Below are 23,706 nucleotides of genomic sequence, written 5' to 3'. Positions count from 1 at the left end.
CATCCGTCCCATGATCAGCGGTCGACCTCACCAAACACGATGTCGAGGGAGCCGAGAACGGCTGAGATATCCGCCAGCATGTGGCCGCGGCACAGGAAATCCATCGCCTGGAGATGGGCGAAACCTGGCGCGCGCAACTTGCAGCGGTATGGCTTGTTGGTGCCGTCGGAAACGAGGAAGACGCCGAATTCACCCTTGGGCGCCTCGACGGCTGCGTAGACCTCGCCTGCCGGCACGCGATAGCCTTCGGTGTAGAGCTTGAAGTGATGGATCAAGGATTCCATCGAGCGCTTCATCGCCTGGCGCTTCGGCGGAACCACCTTGCCGTCCATGTTCGAGACCGGACCGACGCTTTCCTTGCCGAGCAAGAGATCGACGCACTGGCGCATGATGCTCGCCGACTGGCGCATTTCTTCCATGCGGATCAGGTAGCGGTCGTAGCAGTCGCCGTTCTTGCCGATCGGAATGTCGAATTCCATCTCGGAATAGCACTCGTAGGGCTGGCTCTTGCGCAGATCCCAGGCAGCACCCGATCCGCGCACCATCACGCCCGAAAAACCCCAGGCCCAGGCATCGTCGAGCGAGACCACGCCGATGTCGACGTTGCGCTGCTTGAAGATGCGGTTGGGGGTGAGCAGGTCGTCGAGGTTCTTGACAGTCTGCAGGAACGGATCGATCCACTTGCCGATGTCTTCGACCAGCTTCTGCGGCAGGTCCTGGTGGACGCCACCCGGCCGGAAATAGGCCGCGTGCATGCGCGCGCCGCAGGCCCGCTCATAAAACACCATCAGCTTTTCGCGCTCTTCGAAGCCCCACAGCGGCGGGGTCAGCGCGCCGACGTCCATCGCCTGCGTCGTGACGTTGAGCAGGTGCGACAGGATGCGGCCGATCTCGGAGAAGAGCACGCGGATGATCTGGCCGCGCTTCGGCACGTCGATGCCGAGCAGGCGCTCGACAGCCAGCGAAAACGCGTGCTCCTGGTTCATCGGCGCGACATAGTCGAGCCGATCAAAATAGGGGATAGCCTGCAGATAGGTCTTCTGCTCGATCAGCTTTTCGGTGCCGCGGTGCAGCAGGCCGATATGCGGATCGACGCGATCGACGACTTCGCCGTCCAGCTCGAGCACCAGGCGCAGCACGCCGTGCGCCGCCGGATGCTGCGGGCCGAAGTTGATGTTGAAGTTGCGGACGGAGGTTTCAGCCATTTCGGCGCCTCAATTCGTCTTGGCTTTTTCGTCGCCCGGAAGCACGTATTCGGTGCCTTCCCAAGGAGACAAAAAGTCGAAATTGCGGAATTCCTGCTTGAGCTCGACCGGCTCGTAGACGACGCGCTTCTGCTCGTCGTCGTAGCGGACCTCGACGAAGCCGGTGAGCGGGAAGTCCTTGCGCAGCGGGTGGCCTTCGAAACCGTAGTCCGTGAGCAGACGACGCAGGTCCGGGTGGCCGGAGAACAGGATGCCGTACATGTCGTAGGCCTCGCGCTCGAACCAGTCGGCACCGGGATAGACAGAGGTGATCGACGGCACCGGCGTGTCCTCGTCCGTGCTGACCTTGACGCGGATGCGCAGGTTCTGGCGCGGCGACAGCAAGTGATAGACGACGTCGAAGCGCTTGCGGCGCTGCGGATAGTCGACGCCGGCGGCGTCGATGAACGAGATGAACTGGCACTGCACGTCGCTGCGCAGGAAGGTCATCACGTCGACGATATCGGCGGCCCTCACCGTCAGCGTCAGCTCGCCATAGGCGACCGCACTTTCTTCGATGTCCGCATCGAGCTTTTCCGCAATGTATGCGGCAAGGTCGTTCAGGGCTTCACTCATCTGGGATCACCGCTCGATCGTGCCGGTGCGGCGGATCTTCTTCTGGAGAAGAAGGATGCCGTAGAGAAGTGCTTCGGCGGTCGGAGGACAGCCGGGCACGTAGATGTCGACAGGCACGACGCGATCGCAGCCGCGCACCACCGAATAGGAATAGTGATAGTAGCCGCCGCCATTGGCGCAGGATCCCATCGAGATGACGTAGCGCGGTTCCGGCATCTGGTCGTAGACCTTGCGCAGCGCCGGCGCCATCTTGTTGGTCAGCGTACCGGCGACGATCATCACGTCCGACTGGCGCGGTGAGGCGCGCGGCGCGATACCGAAGCGTTCGGCGTCATAGCGCGGCATCGAGATGTGCATCATCTCGACAGCACAGCAGGCCAGACCGAAGGTCATCCACATCAGCGAACCGGTGCGCGCCCAGGTGATCAGCGCTTCCGACGAGGTGACGAGGAAACCCTTGTCGGACAACTCGCTGTTCAGGTCGCCGAAAAAGGCGTCGTCAGAACCGATGAGCTTGCCGGTGTTCGGATCGATGATGCCTTTCGGCTTCGGTGCGATCAGGGTGCCGGAGGCGTCGTTCAATCCCATTCCAGCGCTCCCTTTTTCCACTCATAGACAAAGCCGATGGTCAGCACGGCCAGGAAGATCATCATCGACCAGAAGCCGAGCATGCCGATCTCGCCAAAGGACACCGCCCAGGGAAACAGGAACGCCACTTCGAGATCGAAGATGATGAACAGGATGGAGACCAGATAGAAGCGGATGTCGAACTTCATGCGGGCGTCGTCAAACGAGTTGAAGCCGCACTCGTAGGCAGAAAGCTTTTCCGGATCCGGATTGCGGTAGGCGACAAGGAAAGGCGCCACGATAAGCGCAATGCCGACGATAAGCGCCACACCGATGAAGATGACGATGGGCAGATACGAACTCAGGAGAGCGTTCATGCTGCGAATTCCGTTGGTGGCCTATCCACCCAGATTTACAGCACGGGGTCCGTTTCCGGAAGCGCGACAGATTCTCGCCGAGCCGGACGAAACGGTCGTGCTGCAATGCGGCGACGGTTAGCGCAGCCGGTCGGTCGAAGCAAGTCCAACCTTGGCCAAAACGTGGCAAAGCCCACTGCTGGACCAAAATCCTGCGCGTGTGGCTCGCGTTTGATTTCCTTCGAATTTTACTCAGGTTTATACTCCTGACAAGCCCGGAACCGCAGTTCTGCTAGCATTTGCAGCAAAGACCGATTCTCGTGCCCTTGCGTCACTCCTCAAGAGACTGCGATAGCTTGCCGCAATGAAGGAAAAACTCTCGCTCGCCACCGCCCGCCGCATCGCGCTCGCGGCCCAGGGATTTGCTGACCCGCGCCCGACGGGCGCGGTCACCCGCAGGCATCTCCAGCGTGTGCTCGACCGCATCGGCCTGTTCCAGATCGACTCGGTCAGCGCCGTCGTGCGCGCCCACTACATGCCGCTCTTTTCGCGAACTCGGCCCCTACCCCATGGCACTGCTCGACGACGCCATGCAGTCGAAAAAACGGCTGCTGTTCGAGTACTGGGCGCACGAGGCCTCGCTGCTGCCGCTCGAAACCTTCCCTTTGATGCGCTGGCGCATGGCGCGCGCCGCCGACCATGACGAAATGTATGGCGCGCTCGCCAAATTTGGCCGCGACAACAAAGCCTATGTCGACGACATCTTTCGCCAGGTCGTCGACCGCGGCCCGATCGCCGCGTCCGACATCGAAGGCGCCAAGGGCTCGGGCGGCTGGTGGGGCTGGAGCCGCGAAAAGCATGCCTTCGAATGGCTGTTCTGGGCCGGGCGCATCACCACCCATTCGCGCCGGGGCTTCGAACGTCTCTACGATCTGCCCGAGCGCGTTCTGCCCTCGGCTATTTACGAACTGCCCGTCCCGACCCCGGCCGACGCCCATCGCGAACTGCTGCGCATCTCGGCCCGCGCCCACGGCGTCGCCACAGCCGGCTGCCTGCGCGATTATTTCCGGCTTTCACCCGCCGACATGAAAGGCCGGCTCGAAGAGCTGGTCGAGACGGGCGAACTGATTCCCGTGCGCGTCGAGGGTTGGGACAAGCAGGCCTATCTGCACGCCGACGCCCGCATCCCGCGCAAGGTCCAGGCCCGCGCCCTGCTGGCACCCTTCGATCCGCTGGTGTTCGAGCGCACGCGCGCCGAGCAATTGTTCGGCTTCCGCTATCGCATCGAGATCTACACTCCGGCAGACAAGCGCCAGTATGGCTACTACGTGCTGCCTTTTCTGCTTGGCGAACGCATCGTTGCCCGCGTCGACCTCAAGGCCGACCGGCCCGCAGGTATATTGCGTGTCCATGCCGCCTATTCCGAACCCTGCGCCCCAGCGGAAACGGCGGCCGAGCTTATTGAAGAGCTGAAGCAGATGCGCGACTGGCTCGGCCTTGAGCGCATCGAAGTCACTCCGGCCGGCGACCTCGGCCCGGCACTGAGCGACATTGTTGGTCGCTCCCTCACGTTGACTCCACCCCTCGCGAAAGCCTAAATCGCCGGCAGACGGTCCTTCGCCCGCAAAGGCGGAGGCTAAGAGGGAATGCGGTGCGCGCCGATGGCGTCAAATCCGCGGCTGTCCCCGCAACTGTAAGCGACGAGCTTAGGCCCAAGACCACTGGGATTTCCTCCCGGGAAGGCGGCACGAAAGCGACGACTCGCGAGCCAGGAGACCTGCCGTCTGCGACATTGATCCGATCGCCTGGCGGGTGTCCCAGGCAAGGAGCCTGGCATTTTGGAACTCGACGATACACTCCCGGTCGAAACTCTGGACGCATCCGGCAGCGCCGAAAACGCGCGTGCGGCGGAGGTGACGATTCTCGTCTGCTCGTCCTGCCGCGACGAACTTGGTTCCGACACCCATCCGCGCGCCGGCGCCAAGCTCGCCGAATCTGCGCGCCAGGCAGCGGCCGGCGAAGACATCACCGTGCGCAGCGTCGAATGTCTCGGCAACTGCAAGCGCCGGCTGAGTGCCGCCATCCTGCGTGACGGCTCGTGGAGCTACGTCTTCGGCGACCTCGACATCGCCTCCGGCGACGATCTCGTCACTGGCGCCAAACTCTTCGCCACCTCGACCGACGGCCTGATCCCCTGGCGCGGCCGTCCCGACAGCCTCAAGCGCGGCCTCATCGCGCGCATCCCTCCCCTGAACCTCCTGAAGGAAGACACATGACCGCCTCCGTCGATCGCGTTCCCTGCACCGTCGTCACCGGCTTTCTCGGCGCCGGCAAGACCACGCTGCTCCGCCACATCATCGAGAATTCCAAGGGCAAGCGCCTTGCCATCATCGTCAATGAATTCGGCGACGTCGGCATCGACGGCGAAATCCTCAAGGGCTGCGGCATCGACACCTGCCCGGAAGAAAACATCGTCGAACTCGCCAATGGCTGCATCTGCTGCACGGTCGCCGACGATTTTGTCCCAGCACTCGACCAGATCCTGTCGCGCACGCCGCGCGTCGACCACATCCTGATCGAGACCTCCGGCCTGGCGCTGCCCAAGCCGCTGGTCCAGGCCTTCCAGTGGCCGAGCGTCAAGAGCCGCGTCACTGTCGACGGCGTCATCGCTGTCGTTGACGGCCCTGCGCTTGCCGCAGGCAAGGTTGCCTCCGACATGGAAGCGCTCGCCGCCCAGCGCAGCGCAGATGATTCGCTCGACCACGACGACCCGGTCGAGGAAGTGTTCGAGGACCAGGTCGCCTGCGCTGACCTGATCATCCTGTCCAAGAGCGACCTGCTCGACGAGGCCGGCCATGCCCGCGCCAGCGCGATCGTTCGCGAGCACCTGGCACGCGCCGTCAAGATTGTGCCGTCGGCGCATGGCAAGGTCGACCCGTCGGTGCTGCTCGGCCTCGGCCTTGCCGTCGAGGACGACATCGAAAACCGCAAGACCCATCACGACGGCGCCTTCGACCACGAGCACGACGACTTCGACACCTTCGTCATCGAGATTCCGTCGATCGCCAACCCGGACGAACTGGCCAAGCGTGTCGCCACTGCCGCCGAAGAAGAGAACGTGTTGCGCGTGAAGGGTTTTGTCGATGTCGGCGGCAAGCCGATGCGGCTGCTCGTTCAGGCTGTCGGCCCGCGCGTCAACCACTATTACGACCGCGCCTGGACAGCCCAGGACGATCGCCGCTCGCGCCTCGTCGTCATCGGCCTCAAGGGCCTCGACCGCCCTGCAATCGAGCGTATTCTGGTAGGGTGAGCTGAATTGCCCCCTCACCAGACCTCCGCGCCGGAGATGAGCGTGTCAAAGCTGGCGCGCATCTCTTCTCCTTGGCGGGGACAAGGTGGCCCACAGGGCCGGATGAGGGGGCCGTCTCACTGCACCTTCGAAGGATCGCAGCAATGCATATCCTGACCACCACATCCGCCACGCTCGACGATTTGATCGAGCCGGTCGACCTCAGGCAGAAGCCTGCGGATGTGGTGGCGCTGTCCTTCACCGACAGCGACCTGGCCGGCCTCGCCAACGCCTGGAAGACGGATGCGGAAAACCTGCCGTCGATGCGGCTGGCCAGCCTGCGCGATCTCAGGCACCCGATGTCGGTCGATCTCTGGGTCGACAGTGTCGCGGCCCACGCCAAGGTCATTCTGGTGCGAATCCTCGGCGGCTACGACTGGTGGCGTTATGGCTGCGACCAACTTGCGGCCATCGCACGCGAAAGGGGCATCGCGCTCGCACTTCTGCCAGGCGAAAGCCACGACGAGGATTTGAGGCTTGTCGAAGCCTCGACGCTGCCACGTGCCGAACTCGACGCGCTGCTCGGCTATTTCCGCGAAGGCGGCCCCGAGAACATGAAGGCGCTGGTCGCGCGTCTGGCTGGGCTGGCCGGTGCGAAAGCGGCAGCCGTTGCGCCCGTGGCGGTGCCGAAGGCGGGATACTATGATCCGGCACGGGGCGTGATGACAGCCCCCTTCTCCCCGCTCACGGGGAGAAGGTCCCGGCAGGGGGATGAGGGGCAATCGCCCACACCTGATACCCTCGCGCAGCCCCTCAACCGCCCCTTCGGAGCACCTTCTCCCCGTGAACGGGGAGAAGGAAGCATAGTCCCCATCCTGTTTTATCGCTCGATGCTCCTCGCCGCCGATGTCGCGCCCATCGACGCGCTGGTCGAAGCGCTGCGCGCACAAGGCCTGCACCCTGCCCCGATCTTCGTCTCGAGCCTCAAGGACAAGGATTCCCTCGCCTTCGTCGAGACGGCTCTGGCGCAGCTGAAGCCCTCGGCCATCGTCACCGCCACCGCCTTTGCCGCCGGTGCCGAGCCTGGCACGGAAACGCTGTTCGACCGCGCCGGCGTGCCGGTATTCCAGGTCATCGTCGCCACCACGCGCCGCGAAGCCTGGGAAGGCAGCCCGCGCGGCCTGGCACCCGCCGACCTCGCCATGCATGTGGTGATGCCCGAGCTCGATGGCCGCATCCTCGCCGGCGCCATCTCCTTCAAGGCCGAGAGCGAACTCGATCCGGCACTTGGTTTCCGCGCTGTCGCCAACCAGCCCGAGCCGGATCGTGTCGAACAGGTCGCCCGCCGGATCGCGGCTCATCTCAGGCTGCGCGAGACGCCGCCCGAAGAGCGCAAGCTGGCGATCCTCATCCCCGACTATCCCAGCGCCCCGGGTCGTACCGGCTATGCCGTCGGCCTCGACGTACCCAACAGCGTGCTCGCCATGCTGCACGACCTCAAACACGCCGGCTACACGGTTGAATCGATCCCGGAATCGCCGCGCGCATTGCTCGACCTGATTGAAGCAGGCGGGCATGGGCTGGTGCTTCACGACTATCTCGCGCTTTCCGCTGATCTGCCAACGGATGCAAGGAACGTGGTTGACGCGGCATGGGGGGAAGCTGCGCTGGAGGCCGAAACAACTCTATCGTCGCGCCGCCCCTCATCCCCTGCCGGACCTTCTCCCCGCAAGAACGGGGTGAAGGAAGATAGCCGATACGCCGACGCCTCACGTGGAGAGGGTAAGGCTGAGGGGCAGCTCATCGTTGGCGAGGAGCAGCTCCTTTTCCCCTTCCGCGCCGCCACTTTCGGCAATGTCACCGTCGCCCTTGCCCCCGATCGCGGCCGCTCCGCCGACCGTCGCGCCGACTATCACGACCCGACGTTGCCGCCACGCCACGCGCTGCTCGCCTTCGGGCTGTGGCTGCAGAAATCGCTCGGCGTCCACGCCATCGTCCATGTCGGCGCGCATGGCACGCTCGAATGGTTGCCCGGCAAGACCGTGGCGCTGAGCCAAACCTGCTTTCCCGAGATCGTCACCGGTTCGCTGCCTGTGATCTATCCCTTCATCGTGTCCAACCCAGGCGAAGCGGCCCAGGCCAAGCGTCGTATCGCCGCCGTAACCCTCGGCCACCTGCCACCGCCGCTTGCCGCTGCGGGCCTCGACGAGAACCAGCACAAGCTCGAGCGCCTCGTCGACGAATATGCCCAGGCCGACGGGCTCGACCGGCGTCGCCGCGACCGGCTGGCGAAGCTCATCGTCGAGACCGCTGCCCAGACCGGCCTCGCCAGCGAAGCCGGCGTCGCCAACACCGACGCCCCCGACGAGGCGCTGCGCCGCATCGATGCCTGGCTCTGCGACCTCAAGGATTTCGCCATCAAGGACGGGCTGCACGTCTACGGGCGGGCTGACGAGGATGAGCCGGACCTTGCCCGCCAAGACAGTGCGAAGGGCGAACGAAACAACCTGATCGCCGCCCTCGACGGCCGCCATGTCAAAGCCGGCCCTTCGGGCGCGCCGGCGCGTGGCCGCACCGATGTGCTGCCCACCGGGCGGAACCTGTTTACCGCGGACCCGCGCACCATGCCGACGCCGACGGCCTTCGACCTTGGCAAGGCAGCGTCCGACGAGATCATGCGCAGCTACCTGCAAGGCCATGGCGACTGGCCGCACGCGCTGGTCATCGATCTCTGGGGCAGTGCCTCGCTGCGCACCGGCGGCGAGGAGATCGCCCAGGGCCTGGCGCTGATGGGTTGCCGTCCCCAGTGGGATTCCGCCACCGGCCGCGTCACGGGTATTGAAGTATTGCCGCCGGCAGCGCTCGGCCGACCGCGTGTCGACGTCACCTGGCGCATCTCAGGCCTGTTCCGCGACATGTTCCCGACCCAGATCGCATTGATCGACGCCGCCACCCGCGCCGTCGCCATCCGCGACGAGGACGACAGCGAAAACCCGCTCGCCGCCAGCACCCGCGCTTGCGGCAAGGTCGAGCCGCGCATCTTCGGCTCATCGCCTGGAACCTACGGCGCTGGTCCGGAAGATTTGCTGTCCTCCGGCGACTGGACCACGCGCGACGAACTTGGCCGCGCCTATCTCGACGCCGCCTCACACGCCTATGGCGGTGCCGAAGGCGAAGGCATTTCCGCACCCGGCGCCTTTGCCGGCCGCATCGCCGAGGCCGACCTTCTGGTTCACACCGGCGATGACCCCGGCCGCGACATTCTCGAAGGCTCCGCCGACGTCGCCTTCATCGGCGGCTTTTCCGCTGCCCTTGCAGCGCTCGGCAGGAATGCCGACGTCATCGTGCTCGACACGACCGACCCGCAGAAGCCTCGGCCCCGCTCGGTCACGGAGGCGGTTGGCCGCGTCGTTCGCGCCCGTGCCACCAATGCCCGCTTCATCGCCGGCCAGATGCGCCACGGCCCGCGCGGCGCCTCCGAATTCGCCGAGACGGTCGACCGCCTGATCGGTTTTGCCGAAACCACCAACGCCATTCCAGGTGCCTTGATCGAGGCCGTCCATGATGCCTATGTCGGCAATGAGGATGTGCGCGCCTTCATGCTGCGCGAGAACCCCGCCGCTGCGAAATTCATCGCCGAACGTTTTGCCACCGCGCGCCGGCGCGGGCTCTGGCACCCCTTGCGTAATTCGATCGACGACGACCTCGCCTCTTTGATCGCCGAAGCGTCGGCGAAGGAGGTCGCGGCATGACGACCTTTTCGCGTCGCGGCGCCTGCCCTGCACTCTCGGCGCCGATGCTGACCGGCGATGGCCTGCTTGTCCGGCTCAATCCGCTCGCTGGCGAAATCGCACCCAAGGCGTTGATCGGACTTCTGTGAATCCGCCCAGCGTCACGGCAACGGCATCGTTGAGATCACCGCGCGCGGCAGCATGCAGATCAGGGGCCTGACCGAGACAAGCGCCTGCCTGCTGGCCGAGGAAATCGATGCGCTCGGCATCGCGGTGCGCACCGGCGTGCCCGTCGACACCAGCCCGCTCGCCGGCATTGATCCACGCGAGGTCGCCAACCCCGCCTCTGTGGCAACTGGCATCCGCACGGCCATCTCCGACGCCGGCCTCGCCTCGCGCCTCGGCCCCAAGGTTTCGGTCGTCGTCGACGGCCGTGGACAGGTCGGACTGGGCGCCATCATGGCCGATGTCAGGCTGGTGGCGGTCGACGCGTCACGCTGGCGCCTGTCGGTAGCTGGCGATGAGCAGGCTGCGACGTTTGTCGGCGAATACGATGCCCATGCCGCGAGCGGTGCAGCAGTTGCGATCCTGCAGTCCATTGCAGCGCTCGGCCGCCAAGCCCGAGCCCGCGATCTCAATCCTTCGCAGATCGCTGCTGCTGTCCCAGGATCGGCCACGCCTCACTCGATTTATCAGCCAATCGCACCAACCGATTCGTCCCCAATCGGAATCCTCCCGCTGACCGATGATCGGACCGCACTAGGCATCGCCCTGCCCTTCGGTAGCATCGACGCAGCTACGCTGATCGCCTTCTGCGAGGCGGCGATCGAACGCGGCGCGACCGGCATCCGGCCCGCCCACGGTCGGACCGTACTTGTCCTGGGTCTAGACCACCCGGCATGCGACGCCCTGACAGAAACGACCAAAACTCTCGGCTTCGTCACTGCCCCCGCCGATCCCCGCATCCGCATTGCCGCCTGCCCCGGCGCGCCGGCCTGCGCTTCGGGCATGATTGCCGCGCGCGATGTCGCCGCCGAAATTGCCCAAGGAATTGGCCAAGACCTCGATCCGACGCTCAGCCTGCATGTGTCCGGCTGCGCCAAGGGCTGCGCCCATCCCGGCCCCGCGGCGCTGACCATCGTCGGTGACGAAAAAGGCGCGGCATTTGTCGTCGGCGGAACGGCAAAAGGACTACCGGCTGGTTACACCGCAGGATATGAAGCGGCACTTGGCGCTGGCCGGCTGGTGGCTCTTGTCGCCGCCGAACGGCGATCGCGCGAAAACGCGACTGCTTGCCTTACCCGGCTGGGTGCAAAGCGTCTGGCGCGAACGATAGCACAGGGATGAACATGGCCGCCTACGACTACATTCATGATGGCACGGCCATCTACGAACGCTCCTTCGCCATCATCCGCTCGGAGGCGGACCTCACGCGCTTTTCCGAGGCAGAAGCCGATGTCGCCGTGCGCATGATCCACGCCTGCGGTCTGGTCGAGGCCGCCGAGCATTTCGTCTTCTCTGAAGATTTCGTTGCCGCGGCACGCAGCGCCCTCCGGGCCGGCGCGCCGATTTTCTGCGACGCCGAGATGGTGGCACGTGGCGTCACCCGCGCCCGCCTGCCCGCCGACAATGAGGTGATCTGCACATTGCGCGACCCGCAGACCGCCGAGATCGCACGAAAGGTTGGCAACACCCGCTCTGCCGCCGCCATCGACCTTTGGGGCGACAGAATGGCCGGCTCGATCGTCGCCATCGGCAACGCGCCAACCGCCTTGTTTTATCTGCTCGAGAAGCTGCGCGATGGCGCGCCCAAGCCCGCCGCCATCATCGGCATGCCGGTCGGCTTTGTCGGCGCCGCCGAATCCAAGGACGCGCTGGCCGAGAATTCCTATGGCGTGCCTTATGCCATCGTGCGTGGCCGCCTCGGCGGCAGCGCCATGACGGCCGCCGCACTCAATTCACTGGCGAGGCCGGGCCTGTGACCACTGCACCAAAAGGCCGCCTCATCGGCGTCGGCACCGGTCCCGGCGACCCCGAGTTGCTGACGCTCAAGGCGGTGCGTGCGCTGGCCGAGGCCGACGTGATCGCCCATTTCGCCAAGCGCGGTGCCAACGGCAACGCCCGCACCATCACCGACGCGCATTTCCGCCATGATGTCATCGAGCTGCCGCTCGTCTATCCTGTCACGACCGAGATCGACAAGGATCACAACGACTACCGCGCCGCCATCACAGGCTTCTACGAGGAATCGGCGCAAACAGTGGCCGCCCATCTCGACCAGGGCCGCACCGTCGCCATCCTGTCCGAAGGTGACCCGCTGTTTTACGGCTCCTACATGCACCTGCATATCAGGCTGTCGCATCTCTACCCGACCGAGGTCATCCCCGGCGTCACCGCCATGTCCGGCTGCTGGTCGCAAACAGGTGTGCCGATCGTCCAGGGCGACGACGTGCTGTCGGTGCTACCAGGAACCATGAGCGAATTCGAGCTCACCCGCCGCCTCGCCGACACCGACGCCGCCGTCATCATGAAGGTTGGCCGCAACCTGCCCAAGATCCGCAAGGCCCTGGAAGCCACCGGCAAGCTCGGCCGCGCCATCTATGTCGAGCGCGGCACCATGCCGACGACGCAGCATATGCAACTCGTCGACAAGGCCGACGACATCGCGCCCTATTTCGCCATCGTGCTGGTGCCCGGCTGGGCCGGCAAGCCGGGAGCGGAGCTGTGAGCGGCCGCCTCGTCGTCATCGGCCTTGGGCCCGGCAATCCTGACCAGGTCACGCCCGAGGCCAGCCGCGCTGTATCAGAGGCGAGCCACTTCTACGGCTACAAGCCTTATCTCGACAGGCTGGAGCTGCGCCCCGACCAGACCCGCGTCGCTTCCGACAACCGTGAGGAAATCTCGCGCTCCAACGCGGCCCTCGAAATGGCAGCAAGCGGCCATCGCGTCGCTATGGTCTCCGGCGGCGATCCCGGCGTCTTCGCCATGGCCGCGGCTGTCTGCGAGGCCATCGAGGCCGGCCCCAGGGAGTGGCGCGACATCGATCTGGCGGTCGTGCCCGGCGTCACCGCCATGCTCGCCGTCGCCGCCCGTGTCGGCGCGCCGCTCGGCCATGACTTCTGCGCCATCAACCTGTCGGACAATCTGAAGCCGTGGGATTTGGTCGAGCGCCGCCTCACAGCAGCCGCTCAGGCCGGTTTCGTCATCTCGCTCTACAATCCGATCAGCAAGGCTCGCCCCTGGCAGCTCGGCAGCGCCCTCGAGACGCTGCGCACCCAACTGCCGGCATCGACGCCGGTCATCTTCGGCCGCGCGGCCGGCCGGCCCGACGAGCGCATCGACATTGTCTCGCTCGGCGAAGCCGACGCGACCAAGGCCGACATGGCGACTTGCGTCGTCATCGGTTCGCCGGAAACGCGCCTGATCGAGCGCGACGGCAAGCGCCCGCTGGTCTACACGCCACGCTTTTCGGCTGGAGCGGCGAAATGATCGACCATCGCGACCAAAGCGGCGACGCTTGGTGCGGACGGCACGTCGGGAAGCTGCGGCCGGCGAAACAGGATCACCTCGATGCCGAGTTCCCGCGCCGCCGCGATCTTGCCATAGGTCGCCTGCCCGCCACTGTTCTTGGCGACGATGACGTCGATGCGATGCTTGGTGAGCAGCACTCGCTCGTCGGCCTCGGCAAACGGCCCGCGCGCCAGGATGTAGGTCGCATCGGACACGCCGAGCGGCGGTTCGATTGGGTCGACGCTGCGGATGATGTAGGCATGCCTGGGCGCATTCTCGAACGCCGCCACCTCTTGCCGGCCGAGCGCCAGGAACACGCGGCGCGGTTTTTCGCGCAGCGCACCGACAGCCTGTTCGGCATCATCCACCAGCGTCCAGCGATCGCCTTCGACCGGCTCCCAACCGGGACGGCGCAAAGCAAGGATTGGCACTCGGGAAATGCGTGCCGCCTCCGCCGCATTGGCCGAGATGCGCGCGGCATAAGGATGGGTGGCGTCGATCAGAAGATCGGTCTTGTGCCCGGCCAGCCAATCGGCCAGCCCCTGCGCGCCGCCAAAGCCGCCTGTTCGCACCGGCACCGGCTGCTCGACCGGCTTTTCGGTCCGGCCGGCCAGCGACAGCGTGATGTCGAGATCGCCACGCGCGGCAAGCTTCGCCGCCAGCAGGCGCGCTTCGGTGGTGCCGCCCAGGATCAAAACCGTCTTCATGATCGTCCGTGTTCGAATGAAACTGCCCCTCACCCTTACCCTCTCCCCGTAAGAACGGGGAGTGGGGTTCGTCAACGTCGCCGCTTCACCCTTCTCCCCGCCTGCGGGGAGAAGGGTGACGGCAGGCGGATGAGGGGCACTGCGACATGACAAACGCACATAACGCAGGGCAAAAATGGCTGACCGTCGTTGGCATCGGCGAGGACGGTGTGGCGGGTCTCGGCGACGAGGCCAAGCGCGCGATTTCGGCCGCTGCCCACGTCTTCGGTGGCAAGCGTCATCTGACCCTGGCAGCCGAGCTGATCCGCGGCGAAGCCCGCGCCTGGCCCACACCTTTCGACAACGAAATGCGTGATATCGTGGCGCTACGCGGCCAAAAAGTCTGCGTGCTCGCTTCCGGCGATCCCTTTTTCCATGGTGTCGGCGTAACGCTGGCGCGCCAAGTCGCAACATCTGACATGCACGTGCTGCCGGCCGCATCCGCCTTCTCGCTCGCCGCCTCGCGGTTGGGCTGGGCGCTGCAGGACGTCGAGACCGTCTCGCTGCACGGCCATGCCATCGACCTCATCCGCCCGCTGCTGCAGCCCGGCGCGCGCATCATCGCGCTCACCTCGGACGGCGAAGCGCCGGCACAGATCGCCGAACTTGCCGCCAACAGCGGTTTCGGCGGCTCACGCCTGATTGTGCTTGAAGCCCTCGGCGGCGGCAACGAGCGCATTCGCGAGGCAATCGCTGGCGCGTTCGACGTCCAAAACATCAATCCGCTCAACGTTCTGGCGCTCGAGATTGAATCAAGTCCTCAGGCTCGCATCCTGCCGCTGGCCTGTGGCATTGCCGACGACCTGTTCGAGCATGACGGCCAGATCACCAAGCGCGAAATCCGCGCCATGACCCTCTCCACCCTCGCCCCCCGCCGGGGCGAACTGCTGTGGGACATCGGCGCCGGCTCCGGTTCGATATCGATCGAATGGATGCTCTGCCACCCTTCGCTACAGGCCATCGCCATCGAGCACAACGCCGAGCGCGCGGAGCGCATCGCGCGCAATGCAAGCGCCTGCGGCGTGCCCGGTCTGAAGCTCGTGCGCGGCGCAGCACCGGCAGCATTGGCCGGCCTGCCCATGCCCGAAGCGATCTTCATTGGCGGTGGCGGTTCGGATTCAGGTGTCTTCGACGCGGCCATCGCCGCTCTTCGACCCGGCGGGCGCCTCGTCGCCAACGCCGTCACCCTCGAAATGGAAGCGCTGTTGCTCGCCCGCCATGCGGCCCTCGGCGGCGAACTTCTGCGCCTTCAAGTCTCCCGCGCCGCCCCTGTTGGCTCGATGACCGGCTGGCGGCCGGCGATGCCGGTCACGCAATGGAGCTGGGTGAAGCCATGATGGTTGCAGGCATAGGCTGCCGCAAAGGTGCGGCACAAGAAGACATCCTCTCGGCGATCGAAACCGCGCTCGAGACGCACGGTCTCGCTGTCACCGCACTGACGGCGCTCGCCACAGCAAGCTTAAAGCGCGACGAACCGGGCATCCTGGCCGCCGCCCGGCGGCTCGACCTACCCTTGCTCGTGGTCGAGAACGCCGAGTTGAAGGCCGCCGAGTTCACGCACGCTGAGCCGCTCGCAAGCCTCGCTGGAAGCCGCCAATACGCCATCCGTATCGGAAGCAGCGGCTCTCGCCGCCGCCGGCGCCGATGCCACCCTGCTCGGCCCGCGCACCGTTGTCGGTCCGGCCACCTGCGCCATTGCCAGTTCTGGAGCCCTTGCTTGACCGTTCATTTCATCGGCGCCGGCCCGGGCGCGGCAGACCTCATCACTGTGCGCGGCAGCCGCCTGCTCGGCTCCTGCCCGGTCTGCCTCTACGCCGGCTCCATTGTTTCGCCGGAGCTTCTGACCTACTGCCCCTCGGATGCACGGCTGGTCGACACCGCACCGATGTCGCTCGACGAAATCGAGGCGGAATATGTCGCCGCCCACAAGGCCGGGCACGACGTCGCGCGCCTGCATTCCGGCGATCTCTCTGTGTGGAGCGCGGTTGCCGAACAGATTCGCCGGCTGGAAAAGCACGGCATCCCCTACACGCTGACCCCCGGCGTGCCGTCTTTCGCCGCAGCCGCAGCAGCACTGAAGCGCGAGCTGACCATTCCCGAAGTGGCGCAAAGTCTGGTGCTGACTCGCACCTCCGGCCGCGCCTCGAAGATGCCGCCCGGCGAAACCCTCGCCGGTTTCGGTCGCACCGGTGCGACGCTCGCCGTCCACCTGTCCATCCACGCCATCGATCAGGTTGTAGCAGAGCTTACCCCGCATTACGGGCCGGAGTGCCCGGTGGCTGTCGTCTTCCGCGCCTCATGGCCGGACGAGCGTATCGTCAGGGGCACGCTGGCGACGATCGCGGCCGAACTGGCGAAGGACCCGATTGAGCGCACCGCCATCATCTTCGTTGGCCAGTCGCTGGCGGCAGAGGATTTCCGCGAAAGCTCGCTCTACGACGCCTATTATCAGCGCCGCTTCAGGGGCCGCGACGGGTTATGACTTGGCGCGAAGGGCGCATGCCCCCTCAGCTCGCCCTCGCGGTTGAAAACGAGGATCTCGACCGCGATGTCGGAGCTGTCGAACACGCTTGCCGCCGTGCGCCATGCAGCGCTCGCGACCGCATCGCCGATGGCGATGCCGGCCTTGTTCGCCTCGCTGAAGGCTTCGGCCACCGTATTTGCGCCCTTGATGCGGGCCTCGAGCCCGGCGTCTGCACCAGCCTCGACCGCAACCGCCGCCAGGCCGTCGAGATCCGCCGAGCCGCGGCTCGAATGCAGGTCGAGCAGCCCTTGCGCCAGCTTGGTCATCTTGGCGACGCCGCCGGCAATCGTGACCTTGGGCACCGGATGGGCGCGGATGTATTTCAGCATGCCGCCGACAAAGTCGCCCATGTCGATCAACTGCACCTCGTGCAATCCGTGAAACTTCTGCACCGCCATTTCGGAGGCGTTGCCTGTGGAGCCCGCGACATGGCCGAAGCCCATGGCGCGTGCCACGTCGACGCCGCGATGAATCGAGTGGATCCACGCCGAGCAGGAATAAGGAATGACGATGCCCGTCGTGCCCAGGATGGAGATGCCGCCGAGGATACCGAGGCGCGGGTTGAGCGTCTTGAGCGCCATCTCCTCGCCGCCGGCGACGGAAATCTCGACCTCGACATCGGCGCCCTCGCCAAGAACCTCGGCGACGACGCCTGTCATCATCTTGCGCGGCACCGGGTTGATCGAGGCTTCGCCCGGCGCGATAGGCAGGCCCGGACGCGTCACCATGCCGACACCCTTACCCGCTTTGAACACAACGCCGCTGCCAGCAGCGCCCGGTCGCACCGTGCTCATGACAAGCGCGCCGTGGGTGACGTCAGGGTCGTCGCCGGCGTCCTTGACGATGCCGGCCATCGCCCAGCCGTCGTCGCGCTCGTTCCTTGCCAGTGCGAAAGCCACGTTCTGACCACCCGGCAAGGTGATCTCAACCGGATCGGGAAACTGCCCTACTTTCAAAGCCATGCACGCCGCCTTGGTGGCAGCGGTGGCGCAGGCACCGGTGGTCCAGCCGCGCTTGAGCGGACGATCTTCTTCATTCATGACGCGATCTATAGGCTGGCAAAGCCTGTGCGTCATCGGCGAAAGCGACACGCATGAGTCTCGAAAAAGCCATCTCGCGCCTGAACTACCGGCAGCACGAACTCCAGCCCGGCCATGTCTGGCTGGCCGGCGCCGGTCCCGGCGATCCCGGCCTGCTGACGCTCGATGTGCTGTCGGCGCTCGACCAGGCCGACGCGCTGGTCCATGACGCGCTGGTGTCGCCCGAAATCATCGCTATCGCCGAGCAAGCGGAAAAAATTTTCGTCGGCAAGCGCGGCGGCCGGCTGTCGATCCCGCAGGGCGACATCAATGCGCTTCTGGTCAAGCTGGCGCGCGAAGGCCGCAAGGTCGTGCGGCTCAAGGGCGGCCATCCTTTCGTCTTCGGCCGAGGTGCTGAAGAAGCACTGGTGTTGACGCGCGAGAACATTCCGTGGCGCGTGCTATCAGGCATCACCTCGGCATTCGGCGGCCTCTCCTCCGCGGGCATCCCGGCCACCATGCGCGGCGTCAACGGCGCGATCATTCTCGCCACCGGCTTTGCCGCAGTCAGCGACGACCGGCCAGACTGGGCGGCGCTGGCCCGCACCGGCCAGCCCATCGTCATCTATATGGGTCTGACCCACATCGCCGAAACGGTGGCCGAGTTGATGGCAGGCGGTCTGTCGGCGGATACACCCGCCGCCTTTGTCGAGAATGCCTCGACGCCTGAGGAGCGGACGGTGACGGCGACGCTCGGCACGCTGGTTGCCACCGCCGAGCGCGAAAAGGTCGTCTCGCCTTCGCTCATCGTCGTCGGCGGCATCGTTGCGCTGCGCGCTGAACTTTTGGGGCAAAAATGACGGCGCGCGGGCTGATCATCGGCGCGCCGCGCTCCGGTTCGGGCAAGACCAGCGTCACCATCGGCCTGTTGCGCGCTCTTGCCCGCCGTGGCCTGCGTGTTCGCGGCGCCAAGTCCGGCCCCGACTACATCGATCCCGGCTTCCACAAGGCCGCTACCGGCCTGCCTGGCGTCAATCTCGACAGCTGGGCGATGGCCCCGTCGCTGCTCAACACGCTGGCCACCGATGCCGCAGCCGACACCGACCTGGTCATCATCGAAAGCGCCATGGGCCTGTTCGACGGCATCCCGGCCGAAAAGGGCCGCTCCGGTGCCGCCGCCGATCTCGCCCGCCTCTACGGCCTGCCGGTGCTGCTGGTGCTCGATGTGTCGGGCCAATCGCAAACCGCTGCCGCCATCGCCAAGGGTTTCGCCACCTACGATCCGGACGTCAGCATTGCTGGTGTCGTCCTCAACCGCCTCGGCAGCGACCGTCACCGCAAGCTCGCCGGCGATGCCATCGAAGCACTCGGCCTGCCCGTCGTCGGCGGCATCCTGCGCGACCCGACTTTGTCCATTCCAGAACGCCATCTCGGCCTCGTCCAAGCTGAAGAGCACGCCGACCTCTTCGCCCATATCGACAGACTCGCCGACATGGTCGAGCGTTCACTCGACCTCGACGCCATCATCGCGCTGGCGACGCCGCTGGCGCCGGGGGCGGGCGACCAGTCTTTTGCCCTGCCACCGCCCGGCCAGCGCATCGCGCTTGCCCAGGACGCCGCCTTCACCTTTCTCTACCCGCATGTCGCTGCCCATTGGCGCGCCATGGGGGCGGAGCTTGTGCCGTTCTCACCGCTGGCCGACCAGGCGCCCGATCCCTCCTGCAACGTTTGTTGGCTACCCGGTGGCTACCCCGAGCTTCACCTCGGCCGGCTCGCCGCAGCTTCCAACTTCCTGTCGGGCACCCGCCGTTTCGCCGAAACCAGGCCAATTCACGGTGAGTGCGGTGGCTTCATGGTGCTGGGCGAGACCATTGAAGACGCCGAGGCAGTGACCCATCCCATGCTTGGCCTGCTCGACCACGCCACCAGCTTCGCCAAGCGCAAGATGAACCTCGGCTATCGCCAGGCGCGCCTTGCTGCGGCCTGCCCGCTAGGCAATGCCGGCAGCGCCATCCGGGGCCATGAATTCCACTACGCCCAGACGGTCAAGAAGGGCGAGGATGCCCCACTCGGCGACATCGCTGACGGCCAGGGCAATCCGCTCGGCACATTCGGCGGTCGACGCGGCCATGTCACCGGCACCTTCTTCCACGCGATCGCCAAGGCCTGAGATGAGCACGCCGGCAACCATCTTCGACGACCTGCGCATCGGCTTGGTGTTCTTCACCCGCCTGCCGCTGCCGCATTTCGAGGCCAAGGACCGTTCGCTCGCCGACGCGATCTGGACTGCCCCCCTGATCGGTCTCGTCGTCGCCGTCATCGCATGGTCCGCCTACGCCGTCGCCACACTGCTCGGCCTCGCGCCCAGCCTTGCCGCAGCCCTCGCCTTGACGACAGGCATGCTGGTCTCAGGCTGCCTGCATGAGGACGGGCTTTCAGACACGGCAGACGGGTTCGGTGGCGGGCGAACGCGTGAACGCAAGCTCGAGATCATGCGCGACAGCCGCATCGGCACCTACGGTGCCTGCGCATCGGCGCTGTCGATCCTCGCGCGCTGGAGCGCCATAGGCGAACTTGCCACGCCCGGCCATGTCCTTGGCGGCCTCGTCGTCGCCCATGTCGCCGCGCGCGCGCTGATCCCCATGTTCATGCAGATGTTGCCGCAGGCGCGCCTCGACGGGCTGTCGGCTGGCGTCGGCACCTTGTCCGACAGCGTTGTCCTGACAGCGCTTGCCATCGGCGCGCTGGCGCTGTTGCTGCTCGGCCTCAAGGGTGCGGTGGTGGCCGCCATCTGTCTTGCGCTGTTGTTTGTCGCGTTTCGAAAACTCTGCCTCGTCCAGATCGGCGGCCAGAGCGGCGACACCATCGGCGCCATCCAGCAACTCGCCGAGATCATTCTACTTTTCGCCGCTTCCGCCATCTTGGCTTGAATCATATCAGGAGTTTTCGCAGCCATGGCCTTCAAATCATCAGATGAATTGCGCGCCGCCTGCCTTGATCTTTCGGCCGGTAGCGATGCTGCCGCCGACGCCGTCGCCCGCCGCCAGGACACGCTGACCAAGCCGCGCGGTAGCCTCGGCAAGCTCGAATCCATCGCCGCCTGGCTGGCGCGCTGGCAGGGCCGCGACATGCCCAGGCTGGACAAGGTCAAGGTCATCGTCTTTGCCGGCAACCATGGCGTCACTGCCCAAGGCGTGTCGGCCTATCCGTCCGAAGTGACGGTGCAGATGGTCGCCAACTTCGCCGGTGGCGGCGCTGCCATCAACCAGCTGGCCCGCCTTGCCGGCGCGGAGCTCGCCGTCATCCCGCTCGAACTCGACCGTCCCACCGGCGATTTCACCCAGACCGTCGCCATGAATGATGCCGATTTCCTCGCCGCAGTCTCGACCGGCTATGACGCGGTGACACCGGATATCGACCTCGTCTGCTTCGGCGAAATGGGCATCGGCAACACGACGCCCGCAGCTGCCATCGCCGCCGGCCTGTTCGGTGGCACCGCTCGGCAGTGGGCCGGCCGTGGCACCGGCGTCGACGATTCCGGCCTGGCGCGCAAATTCGCCGCCATCGATGCCGGCCTCGCCCGTCACGCCGCAACGCTCACTGATCCGCTGGCCGTCGCCGCCAATCTCGGCGGCCGTGAGCTCGCCGCCATCCTCGGCGCCACGCTTGCCGCGCGCCACCACAACGTGCCTGTCCTGCTCGATGGCTTCGTCGTCACGGCAGCAGCAGCGCCCCTGGCAAAGCTCCACCCGGAAGGCCTAGCGCATACGCTGTCGGCCCATGTCTCCGCCGAGGCCGGCCACCGCCAGCTTCTCCAAGCGCTGCAGTTGACGCCGCTGCTCGACATGGGCATGCGCCTTGGCGAAGGTTCGGGCGCATGCCTCGCCGTCAATCTCGTGCGTTCGGCGCTGGAATGCCACGCCAGGATGGCAAGCTTCGCCGAGGCGGGAGTCACCGACAAATAGTCGGGCATTCCGCACGCAGCCTTTCTGAAATCGCGAAACCGGAATTCGATTTCTTCAATTAGCAGCGAGATAGAAGAAAATTCCTCATACAAGCGCAGAGGCAACCCGCCCCTGCCTCTACCTGAAACAGGTCGCCGGCTATCTTGCGGTAAAGTTTAGCCATTTGCCGCTTGTCTCAGGAGAATGCCCCCATGAAACGTTTCCTTCTCGTTGGCGTGGCCCTCGCCGCGATCCTCGCCGGCCCACTGCAGGCGTCCGCCGCCGACAAGCTGCTCAACGCGTCCTACGACGTCGCCCGCGAACTGTTCGCCGCTGAAAACGCGGCCTTCATCGCCAAGAACTCGGGCGTGTCAGTCGACCAGTCGCATGCCGGCACCTCCAAGCAGGCGCGCGCCATCGTCGAGGGCCTCGAGGCCGACGTCGTCACCTTCAACCAGGTCACCGACATCGAATTCCTGGTCAAGAACGGCTTTGTATCAGACGACTGGAAGCAGGATTTCGCCAACCAGGCTTCGCCCTTCTATTCGCTGCCGTCCTTCCTCGTCCGCGCCGGCAACCCCAAGGGCATCAAGGACTGGTCCGACCTCGTCCGCGAAGACGTCAAGGTGATCTTCCCCAACCCCAAGACCTCGGGCAATGCGCGCTACACCTATCTCGCGGCTACTGCCTACGCCAAGGAAGCCTTCAAGGGCGACGACGCCAAGGTAAAGGAGTTTGTCACCAAGCTGTTCGACAACGTGCCGGTGTTCGACACTGGTGGTCGCGCCGCCACCACCACCTTCGTCGAGCGCAACATCGGTGACGTTCTGATTACCTTCGAGGCCGAGACCCGCTCGATCGCCAAGGAATACGGTTCCGACAAGGTCGAGAGCGTCATCCCATCGGTCAGCCTGCTCGCCGAATTCCCGGTCGCCATCGTCGACAAGGTCGTCGACAAGCGTGGCTCACGTGATCTGGCCAAGTCCTATCTCGACTTCCTCTACACGGCCGAAGGCCAGCGCATCGCTGCCCAGCATGGCAACCGTGTCCATGAGCCGGCGGTCGCCGCCGAATTCAAGGACCAGTTCCCTGAGGTTCGCCTCGTCACCGTGGAAGATGTCTTCGGCGGCTGGGACAAGGTCCAGAAGGAGCATTTCGGCTCGGGCGGCCTGCTCGAAGAGATTTACGGCGAGCGTTGACCTGAGGTGCATGACCCTGAAAATCGATATCGATTTTCGGAAAAGGATCATGCACAACTCAAGATGCTACAGCGTCCTTTGCGCGTCCAAGGACGCGCGGCGCTGTAGCCATTATTGTTGAGAATTGGAGAGCCGGCCATGCCGGCTTTCCGCATTGATGCATCTAGGAAGGCATTTCAGTGGCGCGCCGCATTCTGCCAGGGTTTCCCCTGGCGCTGGGGATTACCCTCGTCTACGTCTCGATCATCGTCGTGCTGCCGCTCGGAGCGCTCGTCTTCAAGGCGGCCAGCCTCGGTTTCGAGGACTATTGGCGCATCGTTTCGTCACCACGCGCGGTCGCCAGCTACCGCGTCACCGCGTTTTCCGCATTGGGGGCGACCGCCTTCAACCTTGTCTTCGGCATGGCGCTGGCCTGGGTGCTGGTGCGCTACCGTTTTCCCGGCCGCCGTTTCATCGACGCACTCGTCGACCTGCCCTTCGCCCTGCCGACGGCAGTCGCCGGCATCGCGCTGACGACGCTGTTTGCCGAGAACGGCTGGTTCGGCTCGGCGCTGGTCCATGCCGGCATCAAGGTCGCCTACACCCCGCTCGGCATCATGGTCGCCATGGCCTTCACCAGTCTGCCCTTCATCGTGCGCACTGTGCAGCCAGTGCTGGAAGACCTCGACCCGGCCCTTGAGGAAGCCGCCCAAACGCTTGGCGGCAGCGACCGCTCGATCTTCCTGCGCGTCATCCTGCCGCTGCTGGCCCCCGCTCTGCTTGCCGGCCTGTCACTGTCATTCGCCCGCAGCCTCGGTGAGTTCGGCGCCATCATCTTCATCGCCGGCAACCAGCCGATGTCGACCGAGATCACCGCCCTGCTGGCATTCATCCGGCTCGAGGAATACGACTACCAGGCAGCCGCAGCGATCGCCTCGGTGCTGCTCATCACCGCCTTCCTGATGCTCGCCATCACCAACATCCTGCAGGCCCGTGCCCTGCGCTACACGGCGAGGGGCTGA

General features: G+C 65.5%; 23 protein-coding genes, 2 pseudogenes and 1 riboswitch. Of the genes and pseudogenes, 18 read left to right on the top strand and 7 right to left on the bottom strand.

Annotation, left to right across the window (positions count from 1 at the left end; genetic code table 11):
* Nucleotides 1-14: 14 nt before the first annotated feature.
* From ACHMW7_RS14825 to ACHMW7_RS14805, 5 genes are all read right to left on the bottom strand, one after another.
* Nucleotides 15-1,205, bottom strand: coding sequence for an NADH-quinone oxidoreductase subunit D (locus ACHMW7_RS14825; protein ID WP_395450950.1), 1,191 nt, complete (start codon nt 1,203-1,205; stop codon nt 15-17).
* Nucleotides 1,206-1,214: 9 nt separating this feature from the next.
* Nucleotides 1,215-1,820, bottom strand: coding sequence for an NADH-quinone oxidoreductase subunit C (locus tag ACHMW7_RS14820; RefSeq protein WP_395450949.1), 606 nt, complete (start codon nt 1,818-1,820; stop codon nt 1,215-1,217).
* Between the two features lie 6 nt (nt 1,821-1,826).
* Nucleotides 1,827-2,408, bottom strand: a complete 582-nt coding sequence (locus ACHMW7_RS14815) for an NADH-quinone oxidoreductase subunit B family protein (RefSeq protein ID WP_280226602.1) — start codon at nt 2,406-2,408, stop codon at nt 1,827-1,829.
* On the bottom strand, nt 2,399-2,764 hold the full coding sequence (locus ACHMW7_RS14810) for an NADH-quinone oxidoreductase subunit A (protein ID WP_115731525.1): 366 nt from the start codon (nt 2,762-2,764) through the stop codon (nt 2,399-2,401). Before ACHMW7_RS14810 ends, ACHMW7_RS14815 begins: the two co-directional genes overlap by 10 nt.
* A gap of 310 nt (nt 2,765-3,074) precedes the next feature.
* The gene (locus ACHMW7_RS14805) at nt 3,075-3,275 is read right to left on the bottom strand and encodes a hypothetical protein (protein ID WP_395451496.1); all 201 of its coding nucleotides are present in this window, start codon (nt 3,273-3,275) and stop codon (nt 3,075-3,077) included.
* Here ACHMW7_RS14805 and ACHMW7_RS14800 point away from each other — a divergent pair.
* From ACHMW7_RS14800 to ACHMW7_RS14760, 9 genes and pseudogenes are all read left to right on the top strand, one after another.
* Nucleotides 3,216-4,341: pseudogene (locus tag ACHMW7_RS14800) on the top strand (winged helix-turn-helix domain-containing protein). The gene ACHMW7_RS14805 and the pseudogene ACHMW7_RS14800 overlap by 60 nt on opposite strands.
* A riboswitch (cobalamin riboswitch) is annotated at nt 4,337-4,543 on the top strand. (Overlaps the previous pseudogene by 5 nt.)
* Nucleotides 4,544-4,581: 38 nt before the next feature.
* Nucleotides 4,582-5,019, top strand: coding sequence for a DUF1636 family protein (locus tag ACHMW7_RS14795; protein ID WP_395450948.1), 438 nt, complete (start codon nt 4,582-4,584; stop codon nt 5,017-5,019).
* Nucleotides 5,016-6,053: a cobalamin biosynthesis protein CobW gene (gene cobW / locus ACHMW7_RS14790; RefSeq protein WP_395450947.1), complete on the top strand. Its 1,038-nt coding sequence runs from the start codon at nt 5,016-5,018 to the stop codon at nt 6,051-6,053. Before ACHMW7_RS14795 ends, cobW begins: the two co-directional genes overlap by 4 nt.
* A gap of 143 nt (nt 6,054-6,196) precedes the next feature.
* Nucleotides 6,197-9,784, top strand: a complete 3,588-nt coding sequence (cobN, locus tag ACHMW7_RS14785; protein WP_395450946.1) for a cobaltochelatase subunit CobN — start codon at nt 6,197-6,199, stop codon at nt 9,782-9,784.
* Entirely contained in the window at nt 9,781-9,912 is a 132-nt protein-coding gene (locus tag ACHMW7_RS14780) for a hypothetical protein (RefSeq protein WP_395450945.1), read from the top strand. Before cobN ends, ACHMW7_RS14780 begins: the two co-directional genes overlap by 4 nt.
* A 52-nt stretch (nt 9,913-9,964) precedes the next feature.
* The gene (gene cobG, locus ACHMW7_RS14775; RefSeq protein ID WP_395450944.1) at nt 9,965-11,110 is read left to right on the top strand and encodes a precorrin-3B synthase; all 1,146 of its coding nucleotides are present in this window, start codon (nt 9,965-9,967) and stop codon (nt 11,108-11,110) included.
* Between the two features lie 2 nt (nt 11,111-11,112).
* Nucleotides 11,113-11,745 carry a precorrin-8X methylmutase gene (locus ACHMW7_RS14770; protein ID WP_395451330.1) on the top strand — a complete coding sequence of 211 codons (633 nt, stop codon included), beginning with the start codon at nt 11,113-11,115 and terminating at the stop codon, nt 11,743-11,745.
* On the top strand, nt 11,742-12,491 hold the full coding sequence (locus ACHMW7_RS14765; RefSeq protein WP_395450943.1) for a precorrin-2 C(20)-methyltransferase: 750 nt from the start codon (nt 11,742-11,744) through the stop codon (nt 12,489-12,491). The genes ACHMW7_RS14770 and ACHMW7_RS14765 overlap by 4 nt, the downstream gene beginning before the upstream one ends.
* Nucleotides 12,488-13,252 carry a precorrin-3B C(17)-methyltransferase gene (locus tag ACHMW7_RS14760; RefSeq protein WP_395450942.1) on the top strand — a complete coding sequence of 255 codons (765 nt, stop codon included), beginning with the start codon at nt 12,488-12,490 and terminating at the stop codon, nt 13,250-13,252. Before ACHMW7_RS14765 ends, ACHMW7_RS14760 begins: the two co-directional genes overlap by 4 nt.
* On the opposite strand, the gene ACHMW7_RS14755 is transcribed toward ACHMW7_RS14760, so the two are convergent.
* Nucleotides 13,216-13,980: a cobalt-precorrin-6A reductase gene (locus ACHMW7_RS14755; RefSeq protein WP_395450941.1), complete on the bottom strand. Its 765-nt coding sequence runs from the start codon at nt 13,978-13,980 to the stop codon at nt 13,216-13,218. The two genes, ACHMW7_RS14760 and ACHMW7_RS14755, sit on opposite strands and share 37 nt — an antisense overlap.
* A 146-nt stretch (nt 13,981-14,126) precedes the next feature.
* Between ACHMW7_RS14755 and cbiE the strand changes: the two genes are divergently transcribed.
* The 3 genes and pseudogenes from cbiE to cobM all read left to right on the top strand — a co-directional run bounded on the left by cbiE (nt 14,127) and on the right by cobM (nt 16,501).
* The gene (gene cbiE / locus ACHMW7_RS14750; RefSeq protein WP_395450940.1) at nt 14,127-15,356 is read left to right on the top strand and encodes a precorrin-6y C5,15-methyltransferase (decarboxylating) subunit CbiE; all 1,230 of its coding nucleotides are present in this window, start codon (nt 14,127-14,129) and stop codon (nt 15,354-15,356) included.
* A pseudogene (locus tag ACHMW7_RS14745) lies at nt 15,353-15,740 on the top strand (cobalamin biosynthesis protein). The gene cbiE and the pseudogene ACHMW7_RS14745 overlap by 4 nt, the downstream one beginning before the upstream one ends.
* Nucleotides 15,737-16,501 carry a precorrin-4 C(11)-methyltransferase gene (gene cobM, locus ACHMW7_RS14740; protein WP_395450939.1) on the top strand — a complete coding sequence of 255 codons (765 nt, stop codon included), beginning with the start codon at nt 15,737-15,739 and terminating at the stop codon, nt 16,499-16,501. The pseudogene ACHMW7_RS14745 and the gene cobM overlap by 4 nt, the downstream one beginning before the upstream one ends.
* Here the strand turns inward: cobM and ACHMW7_RS14735 are convergent.
* The gene (locus ACHMW7_RS14735) at nt 16,468-17,583 is read right to left on the bottom strand and encodes a cobalt-precorrin-5B (C(1))-methyltransferase (RefSeq protein WP_395450938.1); all 1,116 of its coding nucleotides are present in this window, start codon (nt 17,581-17,583) and stop codon (nt 16,468-16,470) included. The two genes, cobM and ACHMW7_RS14735, sit on opposite strands and share 34 nt — an antisense overlap.
* A gap of 53 nt (nt 17,584-17,636) precedes the next feature.
* On the opposite strand from ACHMW7_RS14735, the gene cobA reads away from it, so the two are divergent.
* The 6 genes from cobA to cysT all read left to right on the top strand — a co-directional run bounded on the left by cobA (nt 17,637) and on the right by cysT (nt 23,706).
* Nucleotides 17,637-18,422 carry a uroporphyrinogen-III C-methyltransferase gene (cobA, locus tag ACHMW7_RS14730; RefSeq protein ID WP_395450937.1) on the top strand — a complete coding sequence of 262 codons (786 nt, stop codon included), beginning with the start codon at nt 17,637-17,639 and terminating at the stop codon, nt 18,420-18,422.
* Complete coding sequence (locus tag ACHMW7_RS14725) at nt 18,419-19,732, top strand: cobyrinate a,c-diamide synthase (RefSeq protein ID WP_395450936.1); 1,314 nt, start codon at nt 18,419-18,421, stop codon at nt 19,730-19,732. Before cobA ends, ACHMW7_RS14725 begins: the two co-directional genes overlap by 4 nt.
* Before the next feature lies 1 nt (nt 19,733).
* Nucleotides 19,734-20,492 carry an adenosylcobinamide-GDP ribazoletransferase gene (gene cobS, locus ACHMW7_RS14720; RefSeq protein WP_395450935.1) on the top strand — a complete coding sequence of 253 codons (759 nt, stop codon included), beginning with the start codon at nt 19,734-19,736 and terminating at the stop codon, nt 20,490-20,492.
* A 24-nt stretch (nt 20,493-20,516) separates the two neighbouring features.
* Nucleotides 20,517-21,527 carry a nicotinate-nucleotide--dimethylbenzimidazole phosphoribosyltransferase gene (gene cobT, locus ACHMW7_RS14715; RefSeq protein WP_395450934.1) on the top strand — a complete coding sequence of 337 codons (1,011 nt, stop codon included), beginning with the start codon at nt 20,517-20,519 and terminating at the stop codon, nt 21,525-21,527.
* Nucleotides 21,528-21,718: 191 nt separating this feature from the next.
* A complete protein-coding gene (cysP, locus tag ACHMW7_RS14710) occupies nt 21,719-22,705 on the top strand; it encodes a thiosulfate ABC transporter substrate-binding protein CysP (RefSeq protein ID WP_395450933.1) in 987 nt (328 codons plus the stop codon).
* A 179-nt stretch (nt 22,706-22,884) separates the two neighbouring features.
* Nucleotides 22,885-23,706 (top strand): sulfate ABC transporter permease subunit CysT, encoded by an 822-nt coding sequence (cysT, locus tag ACHMW7_RS14705; RefSeq protein WP_395450932.1) that lies wholly within the window; start codon nt 22,885-22,887, stop codon nt 23,704-23,706.

It is taken from the genome of Aminobacter sp. UC22_36 (assembly GCF_044056035.1).
In the GTDB taxonomy this organism is placed as follows: Bacteria; Pseudomonadota; Alphaproteobacteria; order Rhizobiales; family Rhizobiaceae; genus Aminobacter.
The sequence above is the reverse complement of the archived record's forward strand: the minus strand, read 5'-3'. Positions and strand labels throughout refer to the sequence as shown.